26 protein-coding genes are annotated in these 22,460 nt (G+C 40.8%); 9 read left to right on the top strand and 17 right to left on the bottom strand.

Annotated elements, in window-relative coordinates; genetic code table 11:
- Position 1 precedes the first annotated feature (1 nt).
- Positions 2-871 (bottom strand): MerR family transcriptional regulator, encoded by an 870-nt coding sequence (locus P8F77_RS17575; RefSeq protein WP_287519344.1) that lies wholly within the window; start codon positions 869-871, stop codon positions 2-4.
- 294 nt (positions 872-1,165) lie between these two features.
- On the opposite strand from P8F77_RS17575, the gene P8F77_RS17570 reads away from it, so the two are divergent.
- Entirely contained in the window at positions 1,166-1,390 is a 225-nt protein-coding gene (locus P8F77_RS17570) for a hypothetical protein (RefSeq protein WP_024729172.1), read from the top strand.
- Positions 1,391-1,493: 103 nt separating this feature from the next.
- Here the strand turns inward: P8F77_RS17570 and P8F77_RS17565 are convergent, their stop codons facing one another.
- The 4 genes from P8F77_RS17565 to P8F77_RS17550 all read right to left on the bottom strand — a co-directional run bounded on the left by P8F77_RS17565 (position 1,494) and on the right by P8F77_RS17550 (position 5,125).
- A complete protein-coding gene (locus P8F77_RS17565) occupies positions 1,494-1,700 on the bottom strand; it encodes a bacteriocin-like WGxF protein (RefSeq protein WP_081723922.1) in 207 nt (68 codons plus the stop codon).
- 15 nt (positions 1,701-1,715) lie between these two features.
- Positions 1,716-2,333, bottom strand: a complete 618-nt coding sequence (locus tag P8F77_RS17560) for an ABC transporter ATP-binding protein (RefSeq protein ID WP_024729173.1) — start codon at positions 2,331-2,333, stop codon at positions 1,716-1,718.
- Positions 2,330-4,513, bottom strand: a complete 2,184-nt coding sequence (locus tag P8F77_RS17555; protein WP_024729174.1) for a hypothetical protein — start codon at positions 4,511-4,513, stop codon at positions 2,330-2,332. The genes P8F77_RS17560 and P8F77_RS17555 overlap by 4 nt, the downstream gene beginning before the upstream one ends.
- A 180-nt stretch (positions 4,514-4,693) precedes the next feature.
- A complete protein-coding gene (locus P8F77_RS17550) occupies positions 4,694-5,125 on the bottom strand; it encodes a hypothetical protein (RefSeq protein WP_024729175.1) in 432 nt (143 codons plus the stop codon).
- A 541-nt stretch (positions 5,126-5,666) separates the two neighbouring features.
- Between P8F77_RS17550 and P8F77_RS17545 the strand changes: the two genes are divergently transcribed.
- The gene (locus P8F77_RS17545) at positions 5,667-5,891 is read left to right on the top strand and encodes a hypothetical protein (protein ID WP_024729176.1); all 225 of its coding nucleotides are present in this window, start codon (positions 5,667-5,669) and stop codon (positions 5,889-5,891) included.
- Positions 5,892-5,987: 96 nt separating this feature from the next.
- Here P8F77_RS17545 and P8F77_RS17540 read toward each other — a convergent pair whose 3' ends face one another.
- The 7 genes from P8F77_RS17540 to P8F77_RS17510 are packed head-to-tail and all read right to left on the bottom strand — an operon-like array spanning position 5,988 to position 12,234.
- The gene (locus P8F77_RS17540; protein ID WP_287519348.1) at positions 5,988-7,127 is read right to left on the bottom strand and encodes an acyl-CoA dehydrogenase family protein; all 1,140 of its coding nucleotides are present in this window, start codon (positions 7,125-7,127) and stop codon (positions 5,988-5,990) included.
- A complete protein-coding gene (locus P8F77_RS17535) occupies positions 7,124-8,161 on the bottom strand; it encodes an electron transfer flavoprotein subunit alpha/FixB family protein (RefSeq protein WP_024729178.1) in 1,038 nt (345 codons plus the stop codon). Before P8F77_RS17535 ends, P8F77_RS17540 begins: the two co-directional genes overlap by 4 nt.
- Before the next feature lie 12 nt (positions 8,162-8,173).
- Positions 8,174-8,965 (bottom strand): electron transfer flavoprotein subunit beta/FixA family protein, encoded by a 792-nt coding sequence (locus tag P8F77_RS17530; protein WP_024729179.1) that lies wholly within the window; start codon positions 8,963-8,965, stop codon positions 8,174-8,176.
- Positions 8,966-8,978: 13 nt separating this feature from the next.
- Complete coding sequence (gene acrC, locus P8F77_RS17525) at positions 8,979-10,133, bottom strand: acryloyl-CoA reductase (RefSeq protein ID WP_287519351.1); 1,155 nt, start codon at positions 10,131-10,133, stop codon at positions 8,979-8,981.
- 21 nt (positions 10,134-10,154) lie between these two features.
- Positions 10,155-11,333: a CoA transferase gene (locus tag P8F77_RS17520; RefSeq protein WP_148459388.1), complete on the bottom strand. Its 1,179-nt coding sequence runs from the start codon at positions 11,331-11,333 to the stop codon at positions 10,155-10,157.
- Positions 11,334-11,349: 16 nt separating this feature from the next.
- The gene (locus P8F77_RS17515) at positions 11,350-11,742 is read right to left on the bottom strand and encodes a hotdog fold domain-containing protein (RefSeq protein ID WP_024729182.1); all 393 of its coding nucleotides are present in this window, start codon (positions 11,740-11,742) and stop codon (positions 11,350-11,352) included.
- 45 nt (positions 11,743-11,787) lie between these two features.
- A complete protein-coding gene (locus tag P8F77_RS17510) occupies positions 11,788-12,234 on the bottom strand; it encodes a beta-alanyl-CoA:ammonia lyase (RefSeq protein WP_148459387.1) in 447 nt (148 codons plus the stop codon).
- A gap of 331 nt (positions 12,235-12,565) precedes the next feature.
- Here P8F77_RS17510 and P8F77_RS17505 point away from each other — a divergent pair, with 331 nt between their 5' ends.
- The 4 genes from P8F77_RS17505 to P8F77_RS17490 all read left to right on the top strand — a co-directional run bounded on the left by P8F77_RS17505 (position 12,566) and on the right by P8F77_RS17490 (position 16,557).
- Positions 12,566-12,814 carry a DUF2207 domain-containing protein gene (locus P8F77_RS17505; protein ID WP_347256210.1) on the top strand — a complete coding sequence of 83 codons (249 nt, stop codon included), beginning with the start codon at positions 12,566-12,568 and terminating at the stop codon, positions 12,812-12,814.
- Between the two features lie 492 nt (positions 12,815-13,306).
- Positions 13,307-14,062, top strand: a complete 756-nt coding sequence (locus tag P8F77_RS17500) for a CNNM domain-containing protein (protein WP_287519354.1) — start codon at positions 13,307-13,309, stop codon at positions 14,060-14,062.
- A gap of 151 nt (positions 14,063-14,213) precedes the next feature.
- Positions 14,214-15,914 carry a DUF2207 domain-containing protein gene (locus tag P8F77_RS17495; protein ID WP_287519356.1) on the top strand — a complete coding sequence of 567 codons (1,701 nt, stop codon included), beginning with the start codon at positions 14,214-14,216 and terminating at the stop codon, positions 15,912-15,914.
- A gap of 40 nt (positions 15,915-15,954) precedes the next feature.
- Positions 15,955-16,557 carry an ECF transporter S component gene (locus P8F77_RS17490; RefSeq protein ID WP_270433009.1) on the top strand — a complete coding sequence of 201 codons (603 nt, stop codon included), beginning with the start codon at positions 15,955-15,957 and terminating at the stop codon, positions 16,555-16,557.
- Between the two features lie 210 nt (positions 16,558-16,767).
- On the opposite strand, the gene P8F77_RS17485 is transcribed toward P8F77_RS17490, so the two are convergent.
- From P8F77_RS17485 to P8F77_RS17470, 4 genes are all read right to left on the bottom strand, one after another.
- Entirely contained in the window at positions 16,768-17,319 is a 552-nt protein-coding gene (locus tag P8F77_RS17485) for a cysteine hydrolase family protein (RefSeq protein WP_270433008.1), read from the bottom strand.
- A gap of 98 nt (positions 17,320-17,417) precedes the next feature.
- The gene (locus tag P8F77_RS17480; protein ID WP_024729188.1) at positions 17,418-17,777 is read right to left on the bottom strand and encodes a helix-turn-helix domain-containing protein; all 360 of its coding nucleotides are present in this window, start codon (positions 17,775-17,777) and stop codon (positions 17,418-17,420) included.
- 310 nt (positions 17,778-18,087) lie between these two features.
- Positions 18,088-18,393 (bottom strand): type II toxin-antitoxin system RelE/ParE family toxin, encoded by a 306-nt coding sequence (locus tag P8F77_RS17475; RefSeq protein ID WP_270433006.1) that lies wholly within the window; start codon positions 18,391-18,393, stop codon positions 18,088-18,090.
- Positions 18,383-18,649 (bottom strand): type II toxin-antitoxin system prevent-host-death family antitoxin, encoded by a 267-nt coding sequence (locus P8F77_RS17470; protein WP_024729190.1) that lies wholly within the window; start codon positions 18,647-18,649, stop codon positions 18,383-18,385. The genes P8F77_RS17475 and P8F77_RS17470 overlap by 11 nt, the downstream gene beginning before the upstream one ends.
- A 221-nt stretch (positions 18,650-18,870) precedes the next feature.
- On the opposite strand from P8F77_RS17470, the gene P8F77_RS17465 reads away from it, so the two are divergent.
- Together P8F77_RS17465 and P8F77_RS17460 are read left to right on the top strand one after the other, a co-directional pair.
- Positions 18,871-19,413 (top strand): NADH peroxidase, encoded by a 543-nt coding sequence (locus P8F77_RS17465; protein WP_024729191.1) that lies wholly within the window; start codon positions 18,871-18,873, stop codon positions 19,411-19,413.
- A 113-nt stretch (positions 19,414-19,526) separates the two neighbouring features.
- Positions 19,527-20,042, top strand: a complete 516-nt coding sequence (locus P8F77_RS17460; protein ID WP_235824626.1) for a hypothetical protein — start codon at positions 19,527-19,529, stop codon at positions 20,040-20,042.
- 193 nt (positions 20,043-20,235) lie between these two features.
- Here the strand turns inward: P8F77_RS17460 and P8F77_RS17455 are convergent, their stop codons facing one another.
- The gene (locus tag P8F77_RS17455; protein WP_287518697.1) at positions 20,236-21,720 is read right to left on the bottom strand and encodes a hypothetical protein; all 1,485 of its coding nucleotides are present in this window, start codon (positions 21,718-21,720) and stop codon (positions 20,236-20,238) included.
- A 181-nt stretch (positions 21,721-21,901) separates the two neighbouring features.
- Here P8F77_RS17455 and P8F77_RS17450 point away from each other — a divergent pair, with 181 nt between their 5' ends.
- The gene (locus P8F77_RS17450; protein WP_024729193.1) at positions 21,902-22,456 is read left to right on the top strand and encodes a LemA family protein; all 555 of its coding nucleotides are present in this window, start codon (positions 21,902-21,904) and stop codon (positions 22,454-22,456) included.
- Positions 22,457-22,460 lie beyond the last annotated feature (4 nt).

Raw genomic sequence — 22,460 nt, 5'->3', positions numbered from 1 at the left:
ATTACTTTGTGACAGGGATGATGATTTTAGTAACATGTTCATTTTCATTTCGCAGGTCCACAGGGGAAATGATAAATTCTTCTGAAACCGGACCTGCAACCTTGTAATGATTTTGATTGATCCACTGAATGATTTTGATGTGGGATTTGATAACATCGCTGTACGGTCCAACATGAAAAGCGGTAGCTGCAAGAAAGCCGCCGAACTTTCGGACATGTTTGGAACCGCTTTCTTCTACCTGAATGCCGAACTCAATATCACAGTCTTTAGAGAGAAACTGGTCCAGCAGATCCGTGTAATAGGTAACCGTGATCGGGCCGCATACCTTAAGCCCGTGTCTTGAGACTTCATCGTTGATCTCTACCCACCGCTCAAGGGAGACCTCGTCATTGTGATAAGACTGCATGATTCTGCGGGAATGATAAAGATTCACTTCAGGTACTTTTTTGACCGTGATTGCATCCATCTCACCTGCCTGGATCTTTTTCAGATCATCATCGTAAAGATGGAGGATCTGGGCTCCTTCTTTTAATCTCTGTAAAAACTGATCCCCCTCAAAGTATTTTTGATTCAGAGTTTCAATTTCCTTTTTTATACATACCAGTTTGTCTTCAATTTTCTGTTCCAGGTTCCGGACCTGGTTTGCAGAAACAATTTCTTTAATTTCCTTAATCGAAAAACCGAGCATGCGCAGTTTCCGGATGATAGAGATGGTTACCATCTGATCTTTGCTGTAATAGCGGTATTTGCTCTCCTCTTTCCGGACCTCCGGAACTACCAGCTTGATCTCGTCATAGTAACGAAGCGTCTTAATCGAAGTATTGCAGGTGGCTGCCACTTCCCCGATAGAATAGTAATGATTCCTGTCCAAAATTTTGTCCCTCCACAAATTTCAACCTTTAAAAATATTATACCTTATTGCGCAAGGCACGTCTATTTGAACGGTTTAAAATTTAGTTTTCAAGAAAACAATTCTCAATTTGTCCACAATGCCCATGTGCCATAAAGTAGAATATAGGTATCAAGATAATATTTATTAAAAAATAACCGATTTAGCTAGTATAATCTTTATAAGATATAGATAAACAATAAATAACATGGTATTATTTGTATAACTAAGACATTTATCGCAGCACAAAATGATAATGAAATTGAAATTGTAGATATGAAGCTTGAGAAAGAAGCGGATTTGTTTGCGGTACGTTCCTTAATATCAGAAGATGATTATAATGAATTTATAAGTGAGTCCAATTTTACCAGGCAAAGTATACTGGACTTTGCTGGTCAAATGGGGATTCATCCTGGTATTGTAGTGGGGCGATTACAGCATGACAGATTTGTGGATTTTAGATCACTGAATGATTTAAGAGTAAGATATCAGATTCAATAGACTGATGGTACAAAGAGTAAAGTATACGTTGTCTCCCACATTGTCTTGCTCCCAATGCCGGCAGACAGCAAGGCCTTGGGAGCATTTCAAAATTTGAATTCTTTTAATGCTTACGATATGACTCTGTCGTTTTCATAAAGGCAATGTAGTTAACAATCAGATTCAAGAAAAAGAAGATAAGAATAAAGCTTCCCCAATATATGAAAAGGCTGTCATAGCTCAAATTAAAACTTCGGTAAATAACCTTATGGATACCCACTGTTAATAATATTAAAATGCAATTAATAAAGGACAATGTAACTTTTTTCATTTTCAAATTCCTTTCTCACAAGTGAAGAATTCTGTCAGCGCTTTTTGCCATTTCCATATCATGTGTAACACACACGATAGTCTTGCCCATTTCTTTCATCTGCAAAAACAGTTCAATGATTTTTTTCTTATTATCCTCATCCAGATTCCCCGTAGGTTCGTCAGCTAATATAATCTCACAGGGTTTTAACATTACCCGTGCAAGTGCGATTCGCTGCTGTTCTCCACCGCTCAATTCAAACACTTTTTGATTTTTGCACTCTGTATTCAGACCAACCTTTTGCAAAATTTTATCTGCCGTTTTTTTTGAAAAATCTTTGCTGTAGGGCTTTGACAGGAGCAGATTTTCCATCACAGTCTCATTTTCTATGAGGGCATAATTTTGGAATACATATCCGAGAATGTATCTGCGGAAATATTGAAGATCCTTACCCGATATTCTGCTTTTTTCTTTGATCTGAACCGTTCCTGTATCAGGAGTATCCAATAGTCCGATTAAATTTAAGATTGTAGTTTTTCCTGATCCGCTTGGTCCCATAATGGAGACAAATTCATGCTCCTTTATGTCCATGGAAAAATCTTTGAGTACTTGATGATTTCCAAATGCCTTATCAATATGTTGAAGCGATATCATAGCTGCTCTCCTTTCAAAGTCATTAAGACTCCTTTTTTATTTAAATATTTATATTCTATTCTCAGTACGATTCCCTGCAAAAATATTGAGGCGGCAGGATACAGGAGAATGACATAGCTCCGATTAATAAGAAATATGATTAGTCCCGCCAGAATATCAATCATGAGGAATGAGACAGCAAGTTCTTTCACACTTTGCCAGAAGGAATATCCAAACAGAAATTCCAGGCTCATCCGGTACAACTTTGAATTAAAATAGCACCATATCGCACTGGTTAGAAAAATAAGACCACAAATTCCAGCCGTGATCAGCGTGATTACCTGCTGAAACAATGCATTGTGGATTCTCACAAGTGCTGAACTTGCCTCCCCATAGACATTCTTAACACTATCTACCCCTGTTGATTTCAGATGTTTGACAATAGGAGCAATTTTTTGATATGCATCTCCTTTTGAATGATCTTCCATAAACAAATAAGTATTATACATTGATGCAATATTAGAGGAATCTATCACATTTGTATATACGATGGCAATAGGGTCGGTCACCTGATTCTTTTCGTTTCCTGTGCCGGCACAATAAGTAAAATATGTTTGGTTCGGCTTTGTATAGATAATGTGAACAGATAACTGTTTTTTGGGAGTCTTATTAAGAGTCTTTTTCATTGCCTTTCGATAAATATTGTCTACATCTACTTTTTGAAAATAAAAATAATCTTTATATTCTTTTAAAATATCTTTCTCGTATTTCTTATAGTTTAAAGGTACCAACACGTTTAACGTATTTTTATTGTAAATCATTTGATCTTGAATGGAAATTCCATTTGTGGTCCTGATCGGATTTCGTTTTAAGTAATTTAAATCAACAGTAATGCGTTTTCCATAGGGAGAGCAGACAGCCTCCTTTTCAGACATTCCATCTTCGTAAGCGTAAACTTTTTTTCCACCGCTTTTGGCTGATACTGCAAAATTATCTGATTCGATCATAAAAACTCCGGCCTGATTTTTGGCTGTCTCATAAAATCTCGACAGTTTATCATTTGTCTTTCTCTCAGGAACCAGATCATGCCAAACCGCAGGATTATACTCTGAGTACTCAATCTTAAATATGCTTTTTGACTGATTCCAGAATTCCAGCCCCTGTTTCTTTTCCTCTAGTCTTTGGTAATTTAGTGATGTCAGATTTACCATATAAAAGATGCCCAGCATAGCAGCCGCAAGCAGAGACAATGAAATCCATTTGGCATTTCCAAAAATTCTTTTTCCTTTCACTTGCGACGCAGACAATTCCAAGCATGTTACAACATAAAAAGCAGCCAGATTGATAAGGCTTATGGCAGCAAATATGAAAATGTTAATGGTTAATGCAGCCAAAAAATATTTTATAAAATTGGAGGGACCTTCGGTTCTGTAACATGCCCCGATCCATAAAAATATTTGGGTGGCCCAGATTCCAGCCAGCAGTTTCATAAACTGTATCTGCAATTGACAGAACATCTGTTTTTTAGAATATCCCCAAAGCCTCATGAGGGCAAACTTTTTTGTATTGGAAATCATAAACACAAGAATGCCGGCAATATAAAGCACAAACGCTAAAACTACGATAGATAACATAGAAAAATTCAACAGTTTCAGACTGTCTGCATAGGAAGGATGTATGTCGATTTTTCCATAAACCGAAAACTCTTTCAAAAAAGTTTTTCTTGATTTCTCAGTCATGTTATGAAAATAAAAGGTATCCCCCAAGCCCACGTTTTTAACATCTTGAAACCGATAGACATGAATGTTCCACTTTGTAAAAGGAAACCAGAATGTTCCGGATACTTTGTTTTTATTCCCCTTTTTGTTAGACAAGAATTGTCCCGTCATGGGAAAACTCCCGGTTTTCAACTTTTTTTGTGTGTGAAACATTTCATCAGTGGCATAAACATTCAAATCTGTTTCACTCATGAATTCATACTGCATAACGCCTGTATGAGTATGTTGGGAAAAATCAATCATAGCCTGACGCATATCTTTTGTGTCCGCAGCAGTCCGGTCCGATGTATGATAGTATTCAAAAACTGCTGTCTTTTTATGAAAAAGCTCCTCGGCAAAGCGATAATTATTAAATAGATGAAATCCAAAAATATTTGTGATAGTGATGGTCAGTGCAAGCAGTAAATACATAATCTTTTTCATAATTTAGATTCCTTACAAGAGATATTAATAGAGCCACATACTAAGGCATTCTCCACATGATTTCCGTTCGGCTCTTAGAATGCCTCTCTCCAATCATGCAGAAAATGCCTTTTTAATATTTCAGACAGATAATTATGAGCAGATAATTGCTAAATATATTTTATCCTAGTCTCTAATTAATTATCTTGTACTCCATTTTGCTTTGTTGCCTGTTAAGGTTGAGTAAATCCATTTATGCGCTCTTTTTCCTTTTACAGTCCAAGAACTGGAATAGTATTTACTTGAATTGGAATTTTTTAAGGATACTCGATGTTGATAATAATTATTGTCAAAATAGCCATGTAATTTTTCTGGCTCCCACTCTACCCAGAAATATCCTTTTCTGGCGTTTGGTTTTTTTGGTCTTGATCTGAGCATACTTTGTTTATCGGAAGCATCTTTTTTCACACCATAGATTATCTGAGATGTACTTGGCTTTGAACCTTGCATATATTCGTCCAAATTAATTTCCTGTTCTGTATCGTTATTAAATGTATTAGCAAAAACACCAATTCCCGTGACACAGAAGCAAGTACATAAAATAAGTGCAGTAATAAATAATTTTTTTTTCATAGTTGGCTCTCCTTGATTAAAGTTAAAATTATTCATATTATATAATATTATTGCCTGTAAAAAAATTCTAGAATTGTAGAGTATAATACACATTTTTTTAAATCGTGTCAATATTGAATATATAAAAATATGGTAAATATTTTAGAAGCGTAAATAGAATATTTAAATTCCATCCCTGTAACATCCCCTATGGAAGTTATCCTTGCAATTTTTAGTATATTCTTATCTTGTGATGCTGGTATTGATTGGAGATTCTCATTATGAACAAATATAAACACTTAACCCTGCAAGAACGTTCTACTATTAAACTTTTGTTGGATGCGTTCTCTTCCTTTAAAGTGGAACGTTCCTTTTTTATTTCAACATTAAATTACTTTTTGAATAATAAATATTGCGATAGGAGAAAAATACAATTAAAATGAGAATACATAGAGTAATTAGAGATGAACGAGCATTATGATAAAAAAGTTCTACCTAAAAGGTTATTTTATTTTTACTGGTTTGTTGTGGTACTATAAAATAAAAAAGAAGGTATTTGAAAATGATTCAATTATATAGAAATAACAAAATAAATTTAGATTTTCCTATGCCGACCGTGCTGAAAAAACTAATCAAGGAAGCAGATGCATATTATGAAAAAGATGACTGGTTCTGGTATGATATTCGGGTATCAGAGATAGAGTCTACAACCAAACAATATTTGTTATGCGGGCTCATCACACAAGGGATGTTTCAAAAGATATGGAAGCGATATGGAATCAGCTAGACAAATTTCTTAAACCATTGTCTAGGCAAATACATAAGACAGTAAAATCTAAATGACCCGGCAGACAGCCGGGCCTTTGACTCTTATTTCTCTGATTCAGCGGAACAAACTGCCGCTGATCACAAGCTTCTGAATTTCATTGGTGCCTTCATAGATCTGTGTGATCTTGGCATCTCTCATCATGCGCTCTACATGGTATTCTTTCATGTAACCGTTGCCTCCGAGCATCTGTACGGCTTCCTGTGAAACCTGCATAGCCGCATCGGTACATACCATTTTTGCTTTAGCCGCAGAGATAGAGTAACTGCGTCCTTCCTGTTTATCCATAGCAGCTTTATAAAGCATATACTGTGCCTGTTCAATCTGTACAGAGAGTTCCGCCATTTTAAACGTTAAATACTGATTTTTAAACAGTGGTTTTCCAAACTGCTGGCGGTCTTTCAGGTACTGGAGAGCGATGTCATAAGCGCCCTTTGCAATTCCAAGACCCTGGGCAGCAACACCGATTCTTCCGCCGTCCAAGTCTTTCATGGCAACAGCAAATCCCCTGCCTTCCTCACCTACCATATTTTCTTTTGGAACTCTTACATTTTCAAAGATAATCTCTGAAACCTGAGCACTTCTGATCCCACATTTGTTTTCGATCGTGCCGACAGAAACTCCCGGCATAGCTTTTTCTACGACAAAAGCAGATAATCCTTTTGTTTTCTTTTCCGGATCTGTCAGGGCAAATACAAGGAAGTAGTCAGCCAGAGGTCCGTTTGTGATAAAACATTTCAGACCGTTCAGAACATAAGCTTCGCCGTCCCAGAGAGCGGTTGTCTTACATCCGGCAGCGTCAGAACCTGCTTCCGGCTCAGTAAGACAGAAAGCACCCATCTTTTTACCGGACAGGACATCCGGAAGATATTTCTTTTTGAGCTCTTCGCTGGCAGAGTTGATCAGACCGCCGGAGAAGAGGGAAGTACATACAGAATAAGCAATTCCTACGGAAGAGTTTACTTTGGAGATTTCTTCTACAGCTAATACATAAGAGAGATAGTCGGCTCCCTGTCCGCCGTATTCTTTTGGAAATGGAAGACCGATCAGGCCCATCTGTCCCATTTTTGCATAGGCTTTTTCAGGGAATTTCCCTTCTTCATCATCTTTTAATACAGTTGGAAGCAATTCAGTCTGAGCCAGTTGTCTTGTAATATTCTGAATGGATAACTGCTGCTCGGTTAATTGAAAATTCATATTGAAACCTCTTTCTGTGTGAGCTTGGCAATCATTGCCGGAATCACATCATTTAAATCTCCTACAATCCCATAATCACAGATGCCGAAGATCGGCGCTTCTGGGTCTTTATTAATTGCAACAATATATTTTGATTCATTCATTCCTGCCAGATGCTGGATTGCGCCTGAGATACCACAGGCGATATAAATATCCGGACGTACCGTGGTTCCTGTCTGTCCTACCTGATGGGAAGCATCGATCCATCCAGCCTCTACACAAGCTCTGGAAGATCCAACTTCCGCACCGAGGACATCAGCTAACTCTTGAATCAAATGGAATCCCTCTGCGGATTTCAATCCCCGGCCTCCGGATACGATGATCCGCGCGTCTGTCAGATTGACCTGTTTCTTCTCTTTTTTAATAATTTCTACAAGCTTTGCTCTGATATCATTTTCTGAGAGATCCGGAATAAAAGTTTCCATTGTTCCGGCAGCCGTTTCCTGATGGATGGCTTTCTCCATGACGCCGGGTCTTACCGTAGACATCTGCGGCCGGTTCTTTGGGCAGACAATGGTGGCCATAAGGTTCCCTCCGAATGCAGGCCTTGTCTGAAGAATTTTTCCGTCTTCTGCGTCAATCTCAAGTTTTGTACAGTCTGCGGTAAGCCCTGTTCCAAGCCGGGCAGCAATCCTTGGTCCGATATCGCGGCCGATCGAGGTTGCACCTACCAGAACAATCTCGGGTTTCTTTTCCTGGATCAGCTGTACAAAAGCGGAAGTATAGCCGTCTGTTGAAAAGCTTGCAAGGAGCGGATGTGACATATAGTAAACGACATCAGCGCCATAGTGAAGAAGCTTTTCAACTTCTGATTCAATTTTGTAACCTGGTATTACAACAGCAAGTTTTTTCTTAAGCTGATCGGCCAGCTTGCGGCCTTCTCCCATCAGTTCGATCGTAACGGGCTGTATGTTCCCTTCCCGTTGTTCTCCAAGGACCCAGACATCTTCATATGCACTCAGGTCGATTCCCTGGTTTACTTTTGCTCGTTCCATTTTCTGTCCTCCTTAAATCAAATTTGCCTGCAGAAGCTTCTCAATGAGGGTTTCCGCTTTGTCTGAATCCGTTCTTCCTTCGATGATCTCACTTTGTTTCGATTTAACAGGGACAAAGGAACGGTAAACATTGGTGGGAGAACCTTTTAGTCCGATCTGAGTCTGATCTACATCCAGATCAGAAAGACCTAACATCTTGATTTCTACATCTCCGTCATAAGCTCTGAAAATTCCCTGTACGGTCGGGAATCTTGGCTCGTTCAGTTCCTTGATGGCAGTCAGGAGTACCGGCAGTTTAGTGCGGATCTTATAGTCTCCTGTTTCCGTAAATCTTGTTACATTCAGAGCGTCTCCATCGCACTCGATATGTTTTGCGTAGGTGATCTGTGGAATGCCAAGAAATTCAGCGATTTCAGGTCCTACCTGTGCGGTATCACCGTCAATGGCCTGTCTTCCGCATAGGATTAGGTCATAATCTCCGATTTTTTCAATGGCTGCCGCAAGGATTGTGGCAGTAGCCCATGTGTCAGATCCTCCGAATGCCCGGTCGCTCACCAGATATGCATGGTCTGCTCCCATTGCAATCGCTTCTTTTAATGCATCTGCAGCCTGAGGAGGTCCCATACTTACGACGGAAACTTCGGCTCCTGTTTCTTCTTTCAGGACAAAGGCAGCCTCCAATGCATTTTTATCATCCGGATTGATAATGCTTGGGACTCCTTCCCGGATCAGTGTCCCGGTCTCCTGGTTGATCCGGACTTCGTTGGTATCCGGAACCTGCTTTACGCATACAATGATCTTCATGCTTTCCCTCCCATTACTTTCCGTTAGAATTTAAAACGGCTCTTGAGATCACGACCTTGTGGATCTCAGAAGTACCTTCATAGATTTCAGTGATTTTGGCGTCTCTGTACATGCGTTCTAAAGGATAGTCTTTCATATAGCCATAGCCGCCATGGATCTGAAGGGCAAGATTCGTAACAAATCTTGCATTTTCAGAAGCGTTTAATTTTGCGATGGCAGCTTCTTTTGTGTGTGGCTGGCCAGTGCTTTTTAAATAAGCGGCATAGTAGATCATCCATTTTGCACACTCGGTTTTTGTGGCCATATCTGCAATATACCACTGAAGACCCTGAAGAGCTTTGATCGGGTTTCCGAACTGAACCCTCTCGTTCATATACTTGACACTCTCATCAAGCGCACCTTCTGCGATTCCCAGCGCCTGTGCTGCAACACCGATTCTGGCGCCGTCCAGAGCATTCATGGCCATCTTGAATCCGGCACCTTCTTTGCCTACAAGATTTTCTTTTGGAACACGGCACTGGTCAAAGATTAATTCTGCGGTTTCTGAACCGTGGATTCCCATTTTGTTCTCAATCTTACCGACAGAGAATCCTGGTGTTCCCTTTTCTACTAAAATACAAGATAATCCTTTGACTCCTTTGGATGGGTCGGTCAGAGCAAAAATAAGAAGATATTTTGCCTGGCCTCCGCCGGAAATAAAGCATTTTGTACCATTTAAGACATATTCTCCAGTTTCCTCATCAAGAACAGCCGTTGTCCTTACCGCAGCGGCATCGGAGCCGGCATTGGGTTCTGTCAGCGCAAAAGCTGCAAGGTGTCCGCCGGATGTCACTTCCGGTAAATATTTTTTCTTTTGTTCCTCACTGCCGAACTTTAAAAGTACAGAAGCAAAGATGGTGTGAATAGACAGAATACCTGCCGTGGCTGCACATTTTTTTGCAAGTTCTGTGACTGTGATCACCTTATCAATGTCATTGCCTCCGCTTCCGCCGTATTCTTCCGGAGTCCCGATTCCAGTAAGACCGAGCTTTGCCATCTGCTCAAATGTATCTCTCGGAAAGATCCCGGTCTGATCCACATCTTCGGCCCGGGGACCTACCACTTTTTCAGCAAATTCACGGACTGTCTTTTTCAGCATTTCCTGTCCGTCTGTCAGTTTAAAATCCATTTTTACCTCCCGCTCTCCTAATTACATTACACCTTCCGCTTTTAGTGATTCCAGCTCCTCATCCGTGAGACCAAACACTTCTTTGTTATGCTGTCCCAACAGAGGAGCAGGAGTGTCTACACTGCCTGGAGTCTCAGTCAATTTGATCGGACAACCCTGGAAATACATTTCTCCGATGGTCGGATGATCCATGTGAACCATCATCTCTCTCGCCTGGAAATGCGGATGGTCGATGGCTTCCTGCATATCCAGTACAGGACCGCATGGGATACCGGCTTTGTCAAACAGAGCTTCGATCTCTTTTTTTCCTTTGGAGGAAGCCCATTCACTTATGAGCTGCTGCAGACCATCTTTGTAGTTTTTGCATCTCAGATCATTTGTCTTATAACGCGGATCATCGAGCAGGTCTTCCCGGCCGATGGTCTCACAGAAAGTTTTAAACAGGCGGTCGTTGCCCACACCAATCGCAATATATCCATCTTTGGCTTCATAGATATCAAATGGAGCGATCGAAGGGTCGATATTTCCCTGACGCTGAGGGATCACACCATCCATAGTCGTCGTAACAATGGCGTTTTCCAGCAGACTGAAAATGGTGTCTGCCATAGCAACATCTACTTGCTGTCCCTGTCCGGTGCGTTCTCTGTTAAACAGTGCCATCAGGACGCCTACACACAGATAGATTCCGGTCACATTGTCAGCGATAGAAGGCCCTACCTTGGTAGGAGGAGAGTCCGGGAATCCCGTCATGTTTACCATTCCTCCCATAGACTGGGCAACAATATCGTAACAAGGACGGTTAGACAGCGGACCGTACTGTCCGAAGCCGGAACCGGAAGCATATACGATGCTTGGATTGATCTTTTTTAATGTTTCATAATCTACTTTTAATTTTTTTGATACACCGGCCCGGAAATTTTCAACGACCACATCGGCATCTTTTACTAAATCATAAAAGATTTGTCTCGCCTTGTCGTTTTTAAGATTCAGGGTGACCCCTTTTTTATTACGATTTAAGAATGCATAAAACCCGCTTTCACCACTTTTTTCATCGATCGGTCCCCAGCTTCTGCACTGGTCTCCCTGGATAGGCTCAAATTTTATGACATCGGCTCCGTTGTCTGCCAGCAGGGTCGTGCAGAACGGTCCGTTATATGCATGTGTCAGATCCAGAACTTTAACGCCTTCTAATGCTTTCATGTACTCCTCCTTTTATCTAAGCTTTCATTTTATGTTCCGGAATTTCATAAACAAAGAATGCCTCGGTTGAGATCTCCGGATCGCTGAGCATATCAATAGAACTTTCAAATTCAGGTTCTTCAGGAATTTGGGCCACTTTAAAAGAACGGCACTGAATGTAGACTTTATTTCCTTCAGTTTTTGTGACTCTTGCGATGAATTCCATATAATCCCCGGCAAAGACAGGGTTATATAAACGGATCTTTTCCACAAGGCAGCATCTTCCTGTATTGCCGCATACTTTTGCCATTAAGCGGTCTGCGGTATCACCCATATAAGTAATGGAGCGTGCGCCGTTTACTACACCTCCGCCATAAAATTCATCTCTGCTTGACATTCTGTATCTCATTGTTACTGTCTGTTCGCTCATATCAAAACCTCCTTGATTTGTTTATATCTATCCTAATATGTAATATTAATCGATTGCCTTCCATGGATCTTTGACCGTTCCATCCGGCTGTACTCCCCGCTGAAGTTGTTTTTTAACTACGAGGATAACGTTTCCTTCTGTGATCAGCTTAGGTTCATCAAAATAGTACATATCTCCATCCTTAGCGCCTTCGATTCCGAGTCTCTTTGCAGGAGTAGCCACTTTAAAAGTCTGGATCAGGCAGGTCCTTGATGTGTTTCCTACTTTGACCATAGTTGCCTTAAAGTCCAGCTGGTCTCCCACGTAAGCATCTTCCATGAATTTCACATCGTTATAACCGAGGCAGAGGGATTCGTCCCCATCATTTAAAATCATCAGTTCTGTCTCTACATCGCCGATGAAATCAAACTGTCTGCCAACCGGGATTACACCTTCCGGATTATTGGCATCTGCTGTAGTCATTTTGTAGCTTAAAAATGCTTCTGTTCTCATAATTTCTTACCTCCTGTGGCTGTTTAATTTTTGCTCTTGACTTTACTTTAATGCATCCGGCAAATGCACAGTCAATGGCTATTTTAGAAATGGCTGGGGACTTTTTTAGGTAAAAGAAAACAACTGTCCTGTGGGGGAGGGTTGATTTTAATGATAATTATCAGAGATCTTATGAAACGGTAAGAACTTTTTGCTTCCATGGTTACGTTTTACATGTGGATATACATTAAGGAGGGATAAAAATAGGGAAGACTTTTGTCTGAAGAAATTATCAGATATAGGCAAATGAGTATCATTAAATTTTAATAAAAAGGTTCAGCCTGATTAAAATATGCGGACAGAACAATACGAGATGGATGTTACATTGAAAACAGATGGGAGTTATTTTATAACCGAAGGAATTAAGGTGGATTTTCTTAAACCCAGGCACAGTATTTTTTGTACTAAACTGGGTAATGAAGAGACAAAAGTAAACAGTGGAAATTATCAATTCAGCTATCAGCTGACACCGTATCATCAAGAAAAGAATATCATTATATTTATTACAATGTATTTCAAAAATAAGATCTTCACAGATTAAATTTTACACAGGAGGAACCATTTCTTTCGACGATGAATGTTCCGGAGCGAATGACAGGGGCAGTAGAAGCAACAGAAGAAAAATTAAAGAATTATTATCAGGATATGATTTATACAGAAGGGTCCAGAGTGGCAAGATTCATCAGCAGATAGCAGCATTTATGATATGTAGTACACAGTACGGGATATTAAGTGAAGATGAGCAGAACTGGACCGAATGAAAGCTCTGGGTGAACAGTTTCCGAATCTATTCTCTCCTGCATTCGTATAATTAGCTTACTTAATTTAGAAAGAGGTAGCAAACAATTATGGACGAAGCTGATGACAGTGATTCAGCAAACAATTTAATTAAGATCATTTACAGGCGTAGTCTGCTGTTTCATATAATGGCGGACTGCGCCTTTTCGTATGTGCATATCCATATGAGAAGATGACGGCAGATATTTGCAGAAGATCCGGACGTAAAGACGAGAATATAAAGGAGTTTATTGAAATGAATAAAATAGGTGCGCAGTTATTATTACAGATCATTCTGATTTTTTTGAACGCTTTTTTTGCCATGACAGAGATCGCAGTCATTTCCCTGAATGGAGCAAAGCTTAAAAAGATGTATGAGAACGGGGACAGGAAGGCAGGAAAGCTATTAAAGCTTGTGGAAGAACCGGCAGGTTTTCTTTCCACCATCCAGATCGGGATCACGCTGGCCGGATTTTTGGGCAGTGCATTTGCGGCAGATAACTTTTCCGGATATCTTGTTTCCTGGATTTATGATGATATAGGTTTTACGGCCATATCTGCGGACGCACTGGATACGATAGCGGTTATATTGATTACACTAATCTTATCTTATTTTACTTTGATCTTCGGAGAACTTGTTCCAAAACGAATCGCCATGCAGAAGCCTTTCGCCGTGGCAAAGATATCATGCGGTGTTGTCTCTGGGGCAGCTTTCATTATGAAACCTGTGGTATGGTTTTTGTCGGCGTCTACTAACATTGTGCTGAAAATCCTGCACATGAAAACAGAAGCAGAAGAACAAACTGTGACAGAGGAAGAAATTCGTCTGATGATGGAACTGGGTGAAGAAAAAGGAACCATCGACAGTGAAGAAAAGGAATGGATTGAAAATGTATTTGAATTCGGTGACACTACGGCAGGGGACCATATGACACACTGTTCTGAAGTGACGGCAGTTTCTCTTGCACAGTCCGGAGAAGAAATCATGAAGATCATCCGGGAAATGTTATAATAATTCATAAAAGAGAGGGGATATTTATGAAGAACTTTAGCCTGAAGAATTTTATTCCATTATTGGTGCTGCTAGCTTTTTTGCTTATAAAAGGCGGGTATTTCGACCGTCTTACGGAGGAACTTGATTCTGGGGTAAAAAAGATTTATATATGAAGACGGAGACTTATGACGTAGATGTCACAGTGGATGGGGAAGGCTATTATCTGGTGACGGAGCAGATCAAAGTAAAGTTTTTGGAAGACAGACATGGCATCTACCGGTACATTCCCGATAAAGGATTTGTGGCATATCAAAAGAATGGAGATATAAAAAAATTTCCATATCTCGCGAGAGTAGAGCTTGAACTTCCGAACAGCGATATAAAGGAATCCAAGCAGAACGGTGCGAAAGTATTCCGGTTTGGTTACAGTCATGAAACAGTTCGGAAAGGTGATTATGAATTTACTTACCGGCTGACACCTGAGCGGCAGAGCCAGCCTTTCCCGTATATCTATTATAATATCTATCCCTCAAAGTGGAAGAATGATATTCCAAAGGGAAGTCGTTTTACGATGCGCTTTCCGGAGGGCACGGATTTAGAAAAACTCGAGTTTTACTATGGAGCCTATGGTTCCACTGAAAGTGCATCCGATATCATAGATCTGAGAAAGAATCAAAAAGAGAATACAATTACCGGAATTCTGAAAGAAAATCTTCCTGTGGGCAGTGGGATTACTTGTTTTTCGGGACAGATACAGAAGGGATTTGCAGGGGTAAAAGGGAAACCCGGAATCTCATTATTGCTTTGGGTTCCGCCTGTGATTCTGCTGGCGGTGCTGGCTGTCCTGTATCTGTGTCTTGGCAGGGATGAAAAAATCATTCCTTCTATAGAATTTGAACCTCCGCAGAATATGGACAGTGCAGCTGTGGGATATGTTCTTGATGGAATCGCGGAGGACAGGGACATTCTCTCTCTGATACTGTATTGGGCCGACAAGGGCAGCTTGTGGATAGAGGAGGAAGAGGAATACCTGATGACGCTGCATAAGCTGAAGGAACTGCCCGAAGGGGCACCAAGTTATCAGCGCACCGTATTCCGGCGGCTGTTTCAGAACGGAGACTCCGTCTATTTAAATGGTCTGAAAAATGACTTTGGTCTGACAATGAGCAGCGCGAAAACGCAGCTGATACAAGAGTTTGACGGGGAAAGCAAAGCGGGAATCTATACCAAACCATCGTGGAGACTGCAGAGGGTGGCATTTCTATGTACGCTGCTGTCAGTTATCTGGGTTACAGTCCTCACAGGGCATTATTCTTACATGACTGCAGTCGGCGTTGTGGTTCAGACGCTGCTGTGTACCGGCATGGGGCTGGGAATGTATTTTTGCTGCAGGGGGATCGACGGCTGGTATTCTTTTTCCAGAGCAAAGAGGACTCTGATGACCGCAGGCGGTGCAAGCCTTTTTTACTTATCAGAAATACTGTACTTTGTTTTTTATACATATAAAGCATCCACGAACGAAATTTTCGATTATACAATGGAAATAGGAATCGTCCTGGCTGCATCGGCAGTCATGATGCCGCTGACCTGCTTTATGAAAAAGAGAACTCCCAAATGTATCCGATGGATGGGGCAGCTGTCAGGGCTGCGCTCCTTTATTGAGACTGCCGAGCTTTATGGCGGGGAACCTTTCCTTTGCCGCAGTCTCTCTGAGTCAGCCGTCATCTGTAAATGCTTCCGGAGGATCATCGGGCGGCGGAAACAAAGGAGGTTTCTCAGGCGGAGGCTTCGGAGGAGGCGGAGGCGGCAGCTGGTGAGATCGGTGTGGCAAAAGGAGTGTTTTTCCAAAAGAACTTGTAGAATCCTGTAACGGCATGGTAATATAAAGGGAAATACAGGAGGTTGAAAAAGTGGGAAACAAAAAAGTTCTCAGAATGGTGCAGATTGCTCTGTTCATAGCCATCATTTTTATTATGACATTTACACCGCTTGGATATTTACGACTTGGGATACTGGAAATATCGCTCCTTACGATCCCGGTAGGGGTGGGAGCCATGATTTTTTCACCGGCAGCCGGAGCAGTGCTGGGACTGTCATTCGGACTTATCAGTTTTGCAAGATTTTTTGGGATGAATCCATTTGGGGCAGTCCTGGTTGGGATCAATCCGTTTTATGCCTTTTTGGTGGCAGTGCCTACAAGGACGCTTATGGGATTTTTAACAGGAGTGATCTTCAGGGCACTGAGCAGAGGCGGAAGCGCGAAAACTGCCTGTTATTATATCGGAGGTTTTTGTGCACCGTTCCTAAATACTGTATTTTTCATGGGAGTTATGGCGCTGTGTTACTGGAACACGGAATATTTCCAGAACCTCAATTCTACCATGGGCAATCTGAATCCGCTGATGTTTATCTGTGCATTTGTGGGAGTCAATGCAGTGGTCGAAATTCTGGCAGGGTCTGTCGTCGGAGGCACAGTTGCGAAGATCCTTCATAAGGCACTGAAAAATACTTAGGCAGCATGCAGAGTGAAAAGCAAGAACAGCAAGACAAAAACAGGTTCCGCTGGTTGGACGGAACCTGTTTTTATATTTAATGAAAAGAGAGGATTAAAATATATGAAAAACTATATTTAAAGTATATCAGAATCCTTTCGAGATACAATGTATAGAAAATAAACAATTATAAACGAAATATAAACAAATCTTAGAAAATTCTTAGGGAACTTATTTTGTATACATATTGTAATATTCTTCGCTTGTCATTACATCTGCAAACTTCTCATTTAAGGAGGCCATATAAACATTATGAACGGTATCGGCAGACAGAACTGATCCGTTCCAGTTTAAATCTTTTGCTGCACATGTATCTGAAAGAAGAGTTACATGATATCCATAATCCTTTGCAGCACGTACTGTTGTGTCCACACACATGTGCGTCATCATTCCGCATATGACGAGATCCGTGATTCCTGCATCGCTGAGTTCTTTTTGTAAGTCTGTCTTATAGAAACTATTGGGATAATTCTTAACAATAATTTTTTCATTTTCAAGCGGAGTAATTGCATCGTGGATACATGACCCGAGTGTTTCCGGAATAAAAAAATTTGCATTTGAATCAGATAAATGCTGAACATAAAATACGGGCAGGTTTTCAGCCCTGAATGACCGGAGCAGCCTTTTGATCATATTTAATGCCTCATCTGGATGAACCAGCTCATATTTTCCGCCTGCAAAATAATCATTCTGCACATCGATAATCAATAATGCTTTTTTCATTCTAATATATCCTTTCTGTAATGAAATTAGTTGTTACAGAAAAGAATAAAAGAAAGATATGAGAAAGTAAATTACTTACTTTTTCGTATATACAATATTTAATAAGGGATACCTTTTCTGTCCAGTGAATCCTTCATGCCATGGTGAAGCATATGATCGATTCCGATTTCCTGCATGATCTTTACAGCAGCAAGCATTTTTTCACCCTGTTCTGTTAAATAGTATTCCACTCTGAGGGGATACCCCTCAAATGTTTTTTTAGTTACTAATTCAAACTGCTTCAACTCATTTAATTGTTCTAAAAGCATTTTTTGAGTAATACCTTCAATGCCGCGGTGAAGTTCAGAAAAAGAACACTTTCCTTTTCTTAGCTGGAAAATAATTATAGTTTTCCATTTGCCTCTTATCATGTCGTGGACAAGTTCTAAAGGGCAGGTATAATTCTCTCTAAGTTTCATTTTATCATCCTCCATTATAAAGAGAATAACATAGAACAAGGGTGTTTAAAACAGCTGATTTTGGTCAGTTGTCTTAAAACACCCTTGTCCTATGTTTAATGAAAAGAGAGGATTAAAAATATATATGAAAAACTATTATACCAGGCAGGGAATACATCCGGTAATTATGTACCCTGCAGGATTAAGGCATGTTTAAAGTATATCAGAATCAATACTTAATTCAATGTATAGAAGATAAACATTTCTAAATGAAGTATAAACAAACCTTAGAGAAATCTTATGAAACAAAAGAAAAAAGGCTTATCCTTCTTTAATAAAAAAGTTTTGTATACTCCGTTTGTGTATCTGCAATATGATAAATATATATGATGTCTTTCATCTGCCGATAGATTGCTATATGTTTTTTACAGATCACCATTCTGTATCCTTTTTCATTCAGCCAGGTATCGGGAGTTGCAGATCCTGAATTGGGGAATTCCGACAGGCGTTCTATGGTGTCTAAAATGTGTTCGCTTACCTTTAGTGCTGTTTCTGAGTCAAACTGTATAAGATAATAATCCTCTATTTTTTTCAGGTCTTCCCATGCAGTCGGAAGAATTTCAATTTTACATTTCATTTGCCCGCTCCTGCAATTTTTTTCTTGCCTCTGAAACACTGAGTGTTTTTTCTCCCTCAATTCGTTCCTGTTCTGCCTGAAGAACTTTTGCCCGCAGCTGTAAAATCTGATCTCTCTTCTCAAAAGCAGCAATGTCCATGAGAACCAAATCTCCTTCGCCATTTTTGGTTATATATATCGGCTCCTTGGTTTCTTTTGCAAGTTTTGAAATAGTAGTATAGTCATTTCGCAATGATGCGGATGCTTTGATGATCATTTTTCTACACCTCTCTTATATACATATTTTCATATAATTATATCAATATAATGATATAAAGTAAAGGGCGTTAAAAATTTTAAAAAACCCATTGACAGATAAAAAAACAAATGATATTATTATCTCAACAAGAAAACAATAACAATTACTGTTATTAAACAATCTTGGACAGAAAATAAAAAAAACAAAACATAGAATCAAAAGAAAAGGAGATCATTATTATGAAGAAATGGGTTTGTACAGTATGCGGTTACGTTCACGAGGGAGATACTCCACCGGAGAAATGTCCTACATGCGGAGTTCCGGCAGAGAAGTTCAAAGAGCAGACAGGAGACAGAGAGTGGGCTGCTGAGCATGTAGTCGGAGTGGCACAGGGAGCCAGCGAAGACATCATGACAGATTTAAGAGCAAACTTTGAAGGAGAATGCTCCGAAGTAGGTATGTATCTTGCGATGAGCCGTGTAGCACACAGAGAAGGATATCCAGAAATCGGATTATACTGGGAAAAAGCTGCACTGGAAGAAGCAGAGCATGCATCAAAATTTGCCGAACTGCTCGGAGAAGTCGTGACAGACAGCACAAAGAAAAACCTTGAGATGAGAGTAGAAGCAGAAAATGGGGCGACAGCAGGTAAGTTTGACCTTGCAAAAAGAGCGAAGGCAGCAAACTTAGACGCAATCCATGACACCGTACATGAGATGGCAAGGGATGAAGCCCGCCATGGGAAAGCTTTTGAAGGATTACTGAAGAGATACTTCGGATAGACCTTAAGTTTTTCCCACAGCCAGATCAAAGGCTGTAAAAAAGAAATTCATACACTTTTCTTGATCATACACCTCTATTTCATATGAGAAGCCGGGAGCATTCCCGGCTTCTTTTGCACATAAATGAATCTTACAGCATACCCTATGAATATGCTGCGTCGTTTGCGCTGAAAGATGCGCACTACGCGCCGGGATGTTTTCCGTCTGTTCAGGATGGGTATACTAAAGATAAAGATCCGAAACAGCTAAGCAAAACGAATTATGAGGTGAAGATTGAGATGTTAAATGAAGAAAAGATTTGTTCAAGAATGGTAGAAATGGCAAACCGCTCAGACGGAAAGAAAGGACTTTACTGTATTTGCAGCCATATGGGCTGGGCAGGCTTCCTTTCAGACGGCGGCAGGGTTGAAATTCCATTGGAAGGAATACCGGGACATATTAAAACAGACAGCATTAGGATTGATCGGAGAATACCCGGGGAATGGCTGCACAACTACCGGGTTTCAGCAGAAAAAATTTGTTTTTCCAATTATATTCCCGGGGAGGTAATGCTGAAAACAGACGACCGGATGGGAAGAGAAAAGAGTATTGTGCTGCATGTGAAGATCCACAGGGACAGAATGTCATAGTTCCCTGCAAAGATATTTAGTGGTATACTGGTATCAAAATAACTTCTCGGAATCTCAATGAATTAGATTCTAACTGAAATTTGAAAACTGAATATCGTGCAGGAATAGAGATTTGGCAAAAAAGGGCATAAACGTTGGACATAGAGGAAGCTATGCCTTGAAAAATTCTATGGTATGGGGTAAGATATCATCATTAAGCGGCTAAACTTAATAATGATTCTTGAAATGCCTCCGTTGGCGGCATTTCCCAGGCATCAAGATGTTGCAGCATCATGATGCCGTAGAGGCGGCAGTACCACATCTTCGTAGAGCGGTGTCTGCCGTCTTCTAGTTTATAGTCTTCTTTCTCACGCTTGTTGGAGCGTTCCACGGAAGTCCTTCTGTCATATTCCTTTTCCCATGCTTTACTGTCCCTTGGCGGTATGTTAAATAACCTTGGATTATCATCGGTGAAGATGTGTACGGTTCTGCCGTATTTCGCCGGTGAGCAGGGATGCTCACAGAAGCAGCCGCATTTGCGGTTTGATTTCGGGCACCGGTATTTTGCCCGGTGTTTGGCAACCTCATATCCATCTTTGTGCATGCGTAAGCCCAGCTTACAGACAGGGACACCATCGCCGTCAATAGTGAAATCGTCCTTATAGGTAAAATGTCCGGTGTGGCCAGGATTGAGGTCAATAAAAGGAGAGATCTTTTCCTTCCGGCAGTATTCATAGACAGCATAAGCATCATGGGCGGAATCCAGGAGGAGTTTCTCAATACGGAATTCCGGGAGGTATGCTTTCATTGTAAAAAAGGAGTGAAGAAAAGAAAGCATATCATGTCGGGACGCTCTTTCTAAAAGCGGAAATACAGGGAGATCGCTGTAGGAATCAGAAGCCACATACATGTAGAGGTGGTAACCGAAGAAATAGCATTCCCGGTGGGAGTCCCATCCCCAGTTACAGTCCGGTTGGGAATAATGATGCTTGCAGTTACAGGAAGAACGGCCCTTTTCCTTACAGCCGCAGATCCTTTTTTTCCGTTGCTGAGCAGCAGTACGGACAGGAGTTCCGTCACCGGCCAGAGCAAGGTGCTCCGGATCAATCAGGCCTTTACGGACAGAAAGGCTTAGGAACTGCTGATGATAAAGACGGAATATCAGATAAAAAGGATTATCTGCTTTAAAGTGCCAGCGTTCCAACAAAGGAAGAAGTTTTGAAGCTGTACTGGAAGAATCGCAGGGAGTCTTATCGCCTTTCTTTTTTCCCTTAAGGGGTTTCATTTTAGGAAACCGGTCTTTCGGAGAAGAGTTGTTGGAGTCATCCTGCCAAATACGGGAGAAGAAATCGTAAAAGGTACCAACACCGGGAGTATCTCCGAAAGGGAAGCCACTGAGGATGGCATAAAGGGGAGTTTCCCGGAGCATACGGCACCAGACGGTAATGGAAGTCACTTTCAGTTTCAGGGCAAGCAGGTAAGAACGCAGCATGCAGGAAGGAAGCCGGGGTTCCGGTCCAAAGACAGAGTAGCAGTCCCGCATGATAGAATCAGTAGGTGAAAGATCGAGATACCAGAACTGCACGATATAATCCCAGGTGTTTTTGGAAAGCACAAAGGGATCAGGATAAAAATTCAGAAACTCGGATACGAAAGTATCCTGATAGGCGGCATGTCCGCCGGGATTAGTAGGTAACAAAGAAATCGCCTCCAATCGATTGAAATAAAATATAATCAATCGGCTTCGCCGCAAATTTTGAGCGATTTGTCAAGTGTTTTTAAAAAAAGTGGGTGATTTTTTTGAGATAGGGTCTGAAAGCCTTATAAAATCAGGGCTGAAGATTCCGAGAAGTTATCAAACATAAAAGGAGGAAAAGAGAATGATAGCATTGATAGTTATATTAGTAATTGCTGCAGTATTGGTGATCTGGCTGATCAGTTCGTATAACGGGTTTATTACCCTGAGAAATAAGACAGAGGAGGCATACTCTGCGATGGATGTATCCCTGAAAAAGCGGTATGATTTAATCCCAAATTATGTGGAAACCGTTAAGGGTTATGCAAAACATGAGGCGGGGACGCTGGAAAAGGTAGTGTCAGCCAGAAATATGGCCATGGGAGCTTCAGATCCGGAAGAAAGGCTTGCCAATGAAAATGTACTTACCGGCGCACTGCGTTCTTTATTTGCGGTCGCGGAAGCTTATCCGGATTTGAAAGCAAACCAGAATTTTATACAGCTTCAGGATCAGCTTCAGAGGATCGAAGAAGAGATCGCAGGTTCCAGAAGATATTACAACGGAGTTGTCAACAAGTACAATACCAAGGCAGAGATGTTCCCTGGAAATATTGTGGCAGGTATTTTTAAATTCACAAGAAAACCATTGTATGAGATCAGCGATGAGGCTGAGCGTGAGAATGTAAAAGTATCGTTCTAGTGCT

The organism is Anaerostipes sp. PC18 (genome assembly GCF_039789045.1).
Lineage (GTDB): Bacteria > Bacillota > Clostridia > Lachnospirales > Lachnospiraceae > Anaerostipes > Anaerostipes hominis.
This window is presented reverse-complemented; position numbering and strand designations above follow the sequence as displayed.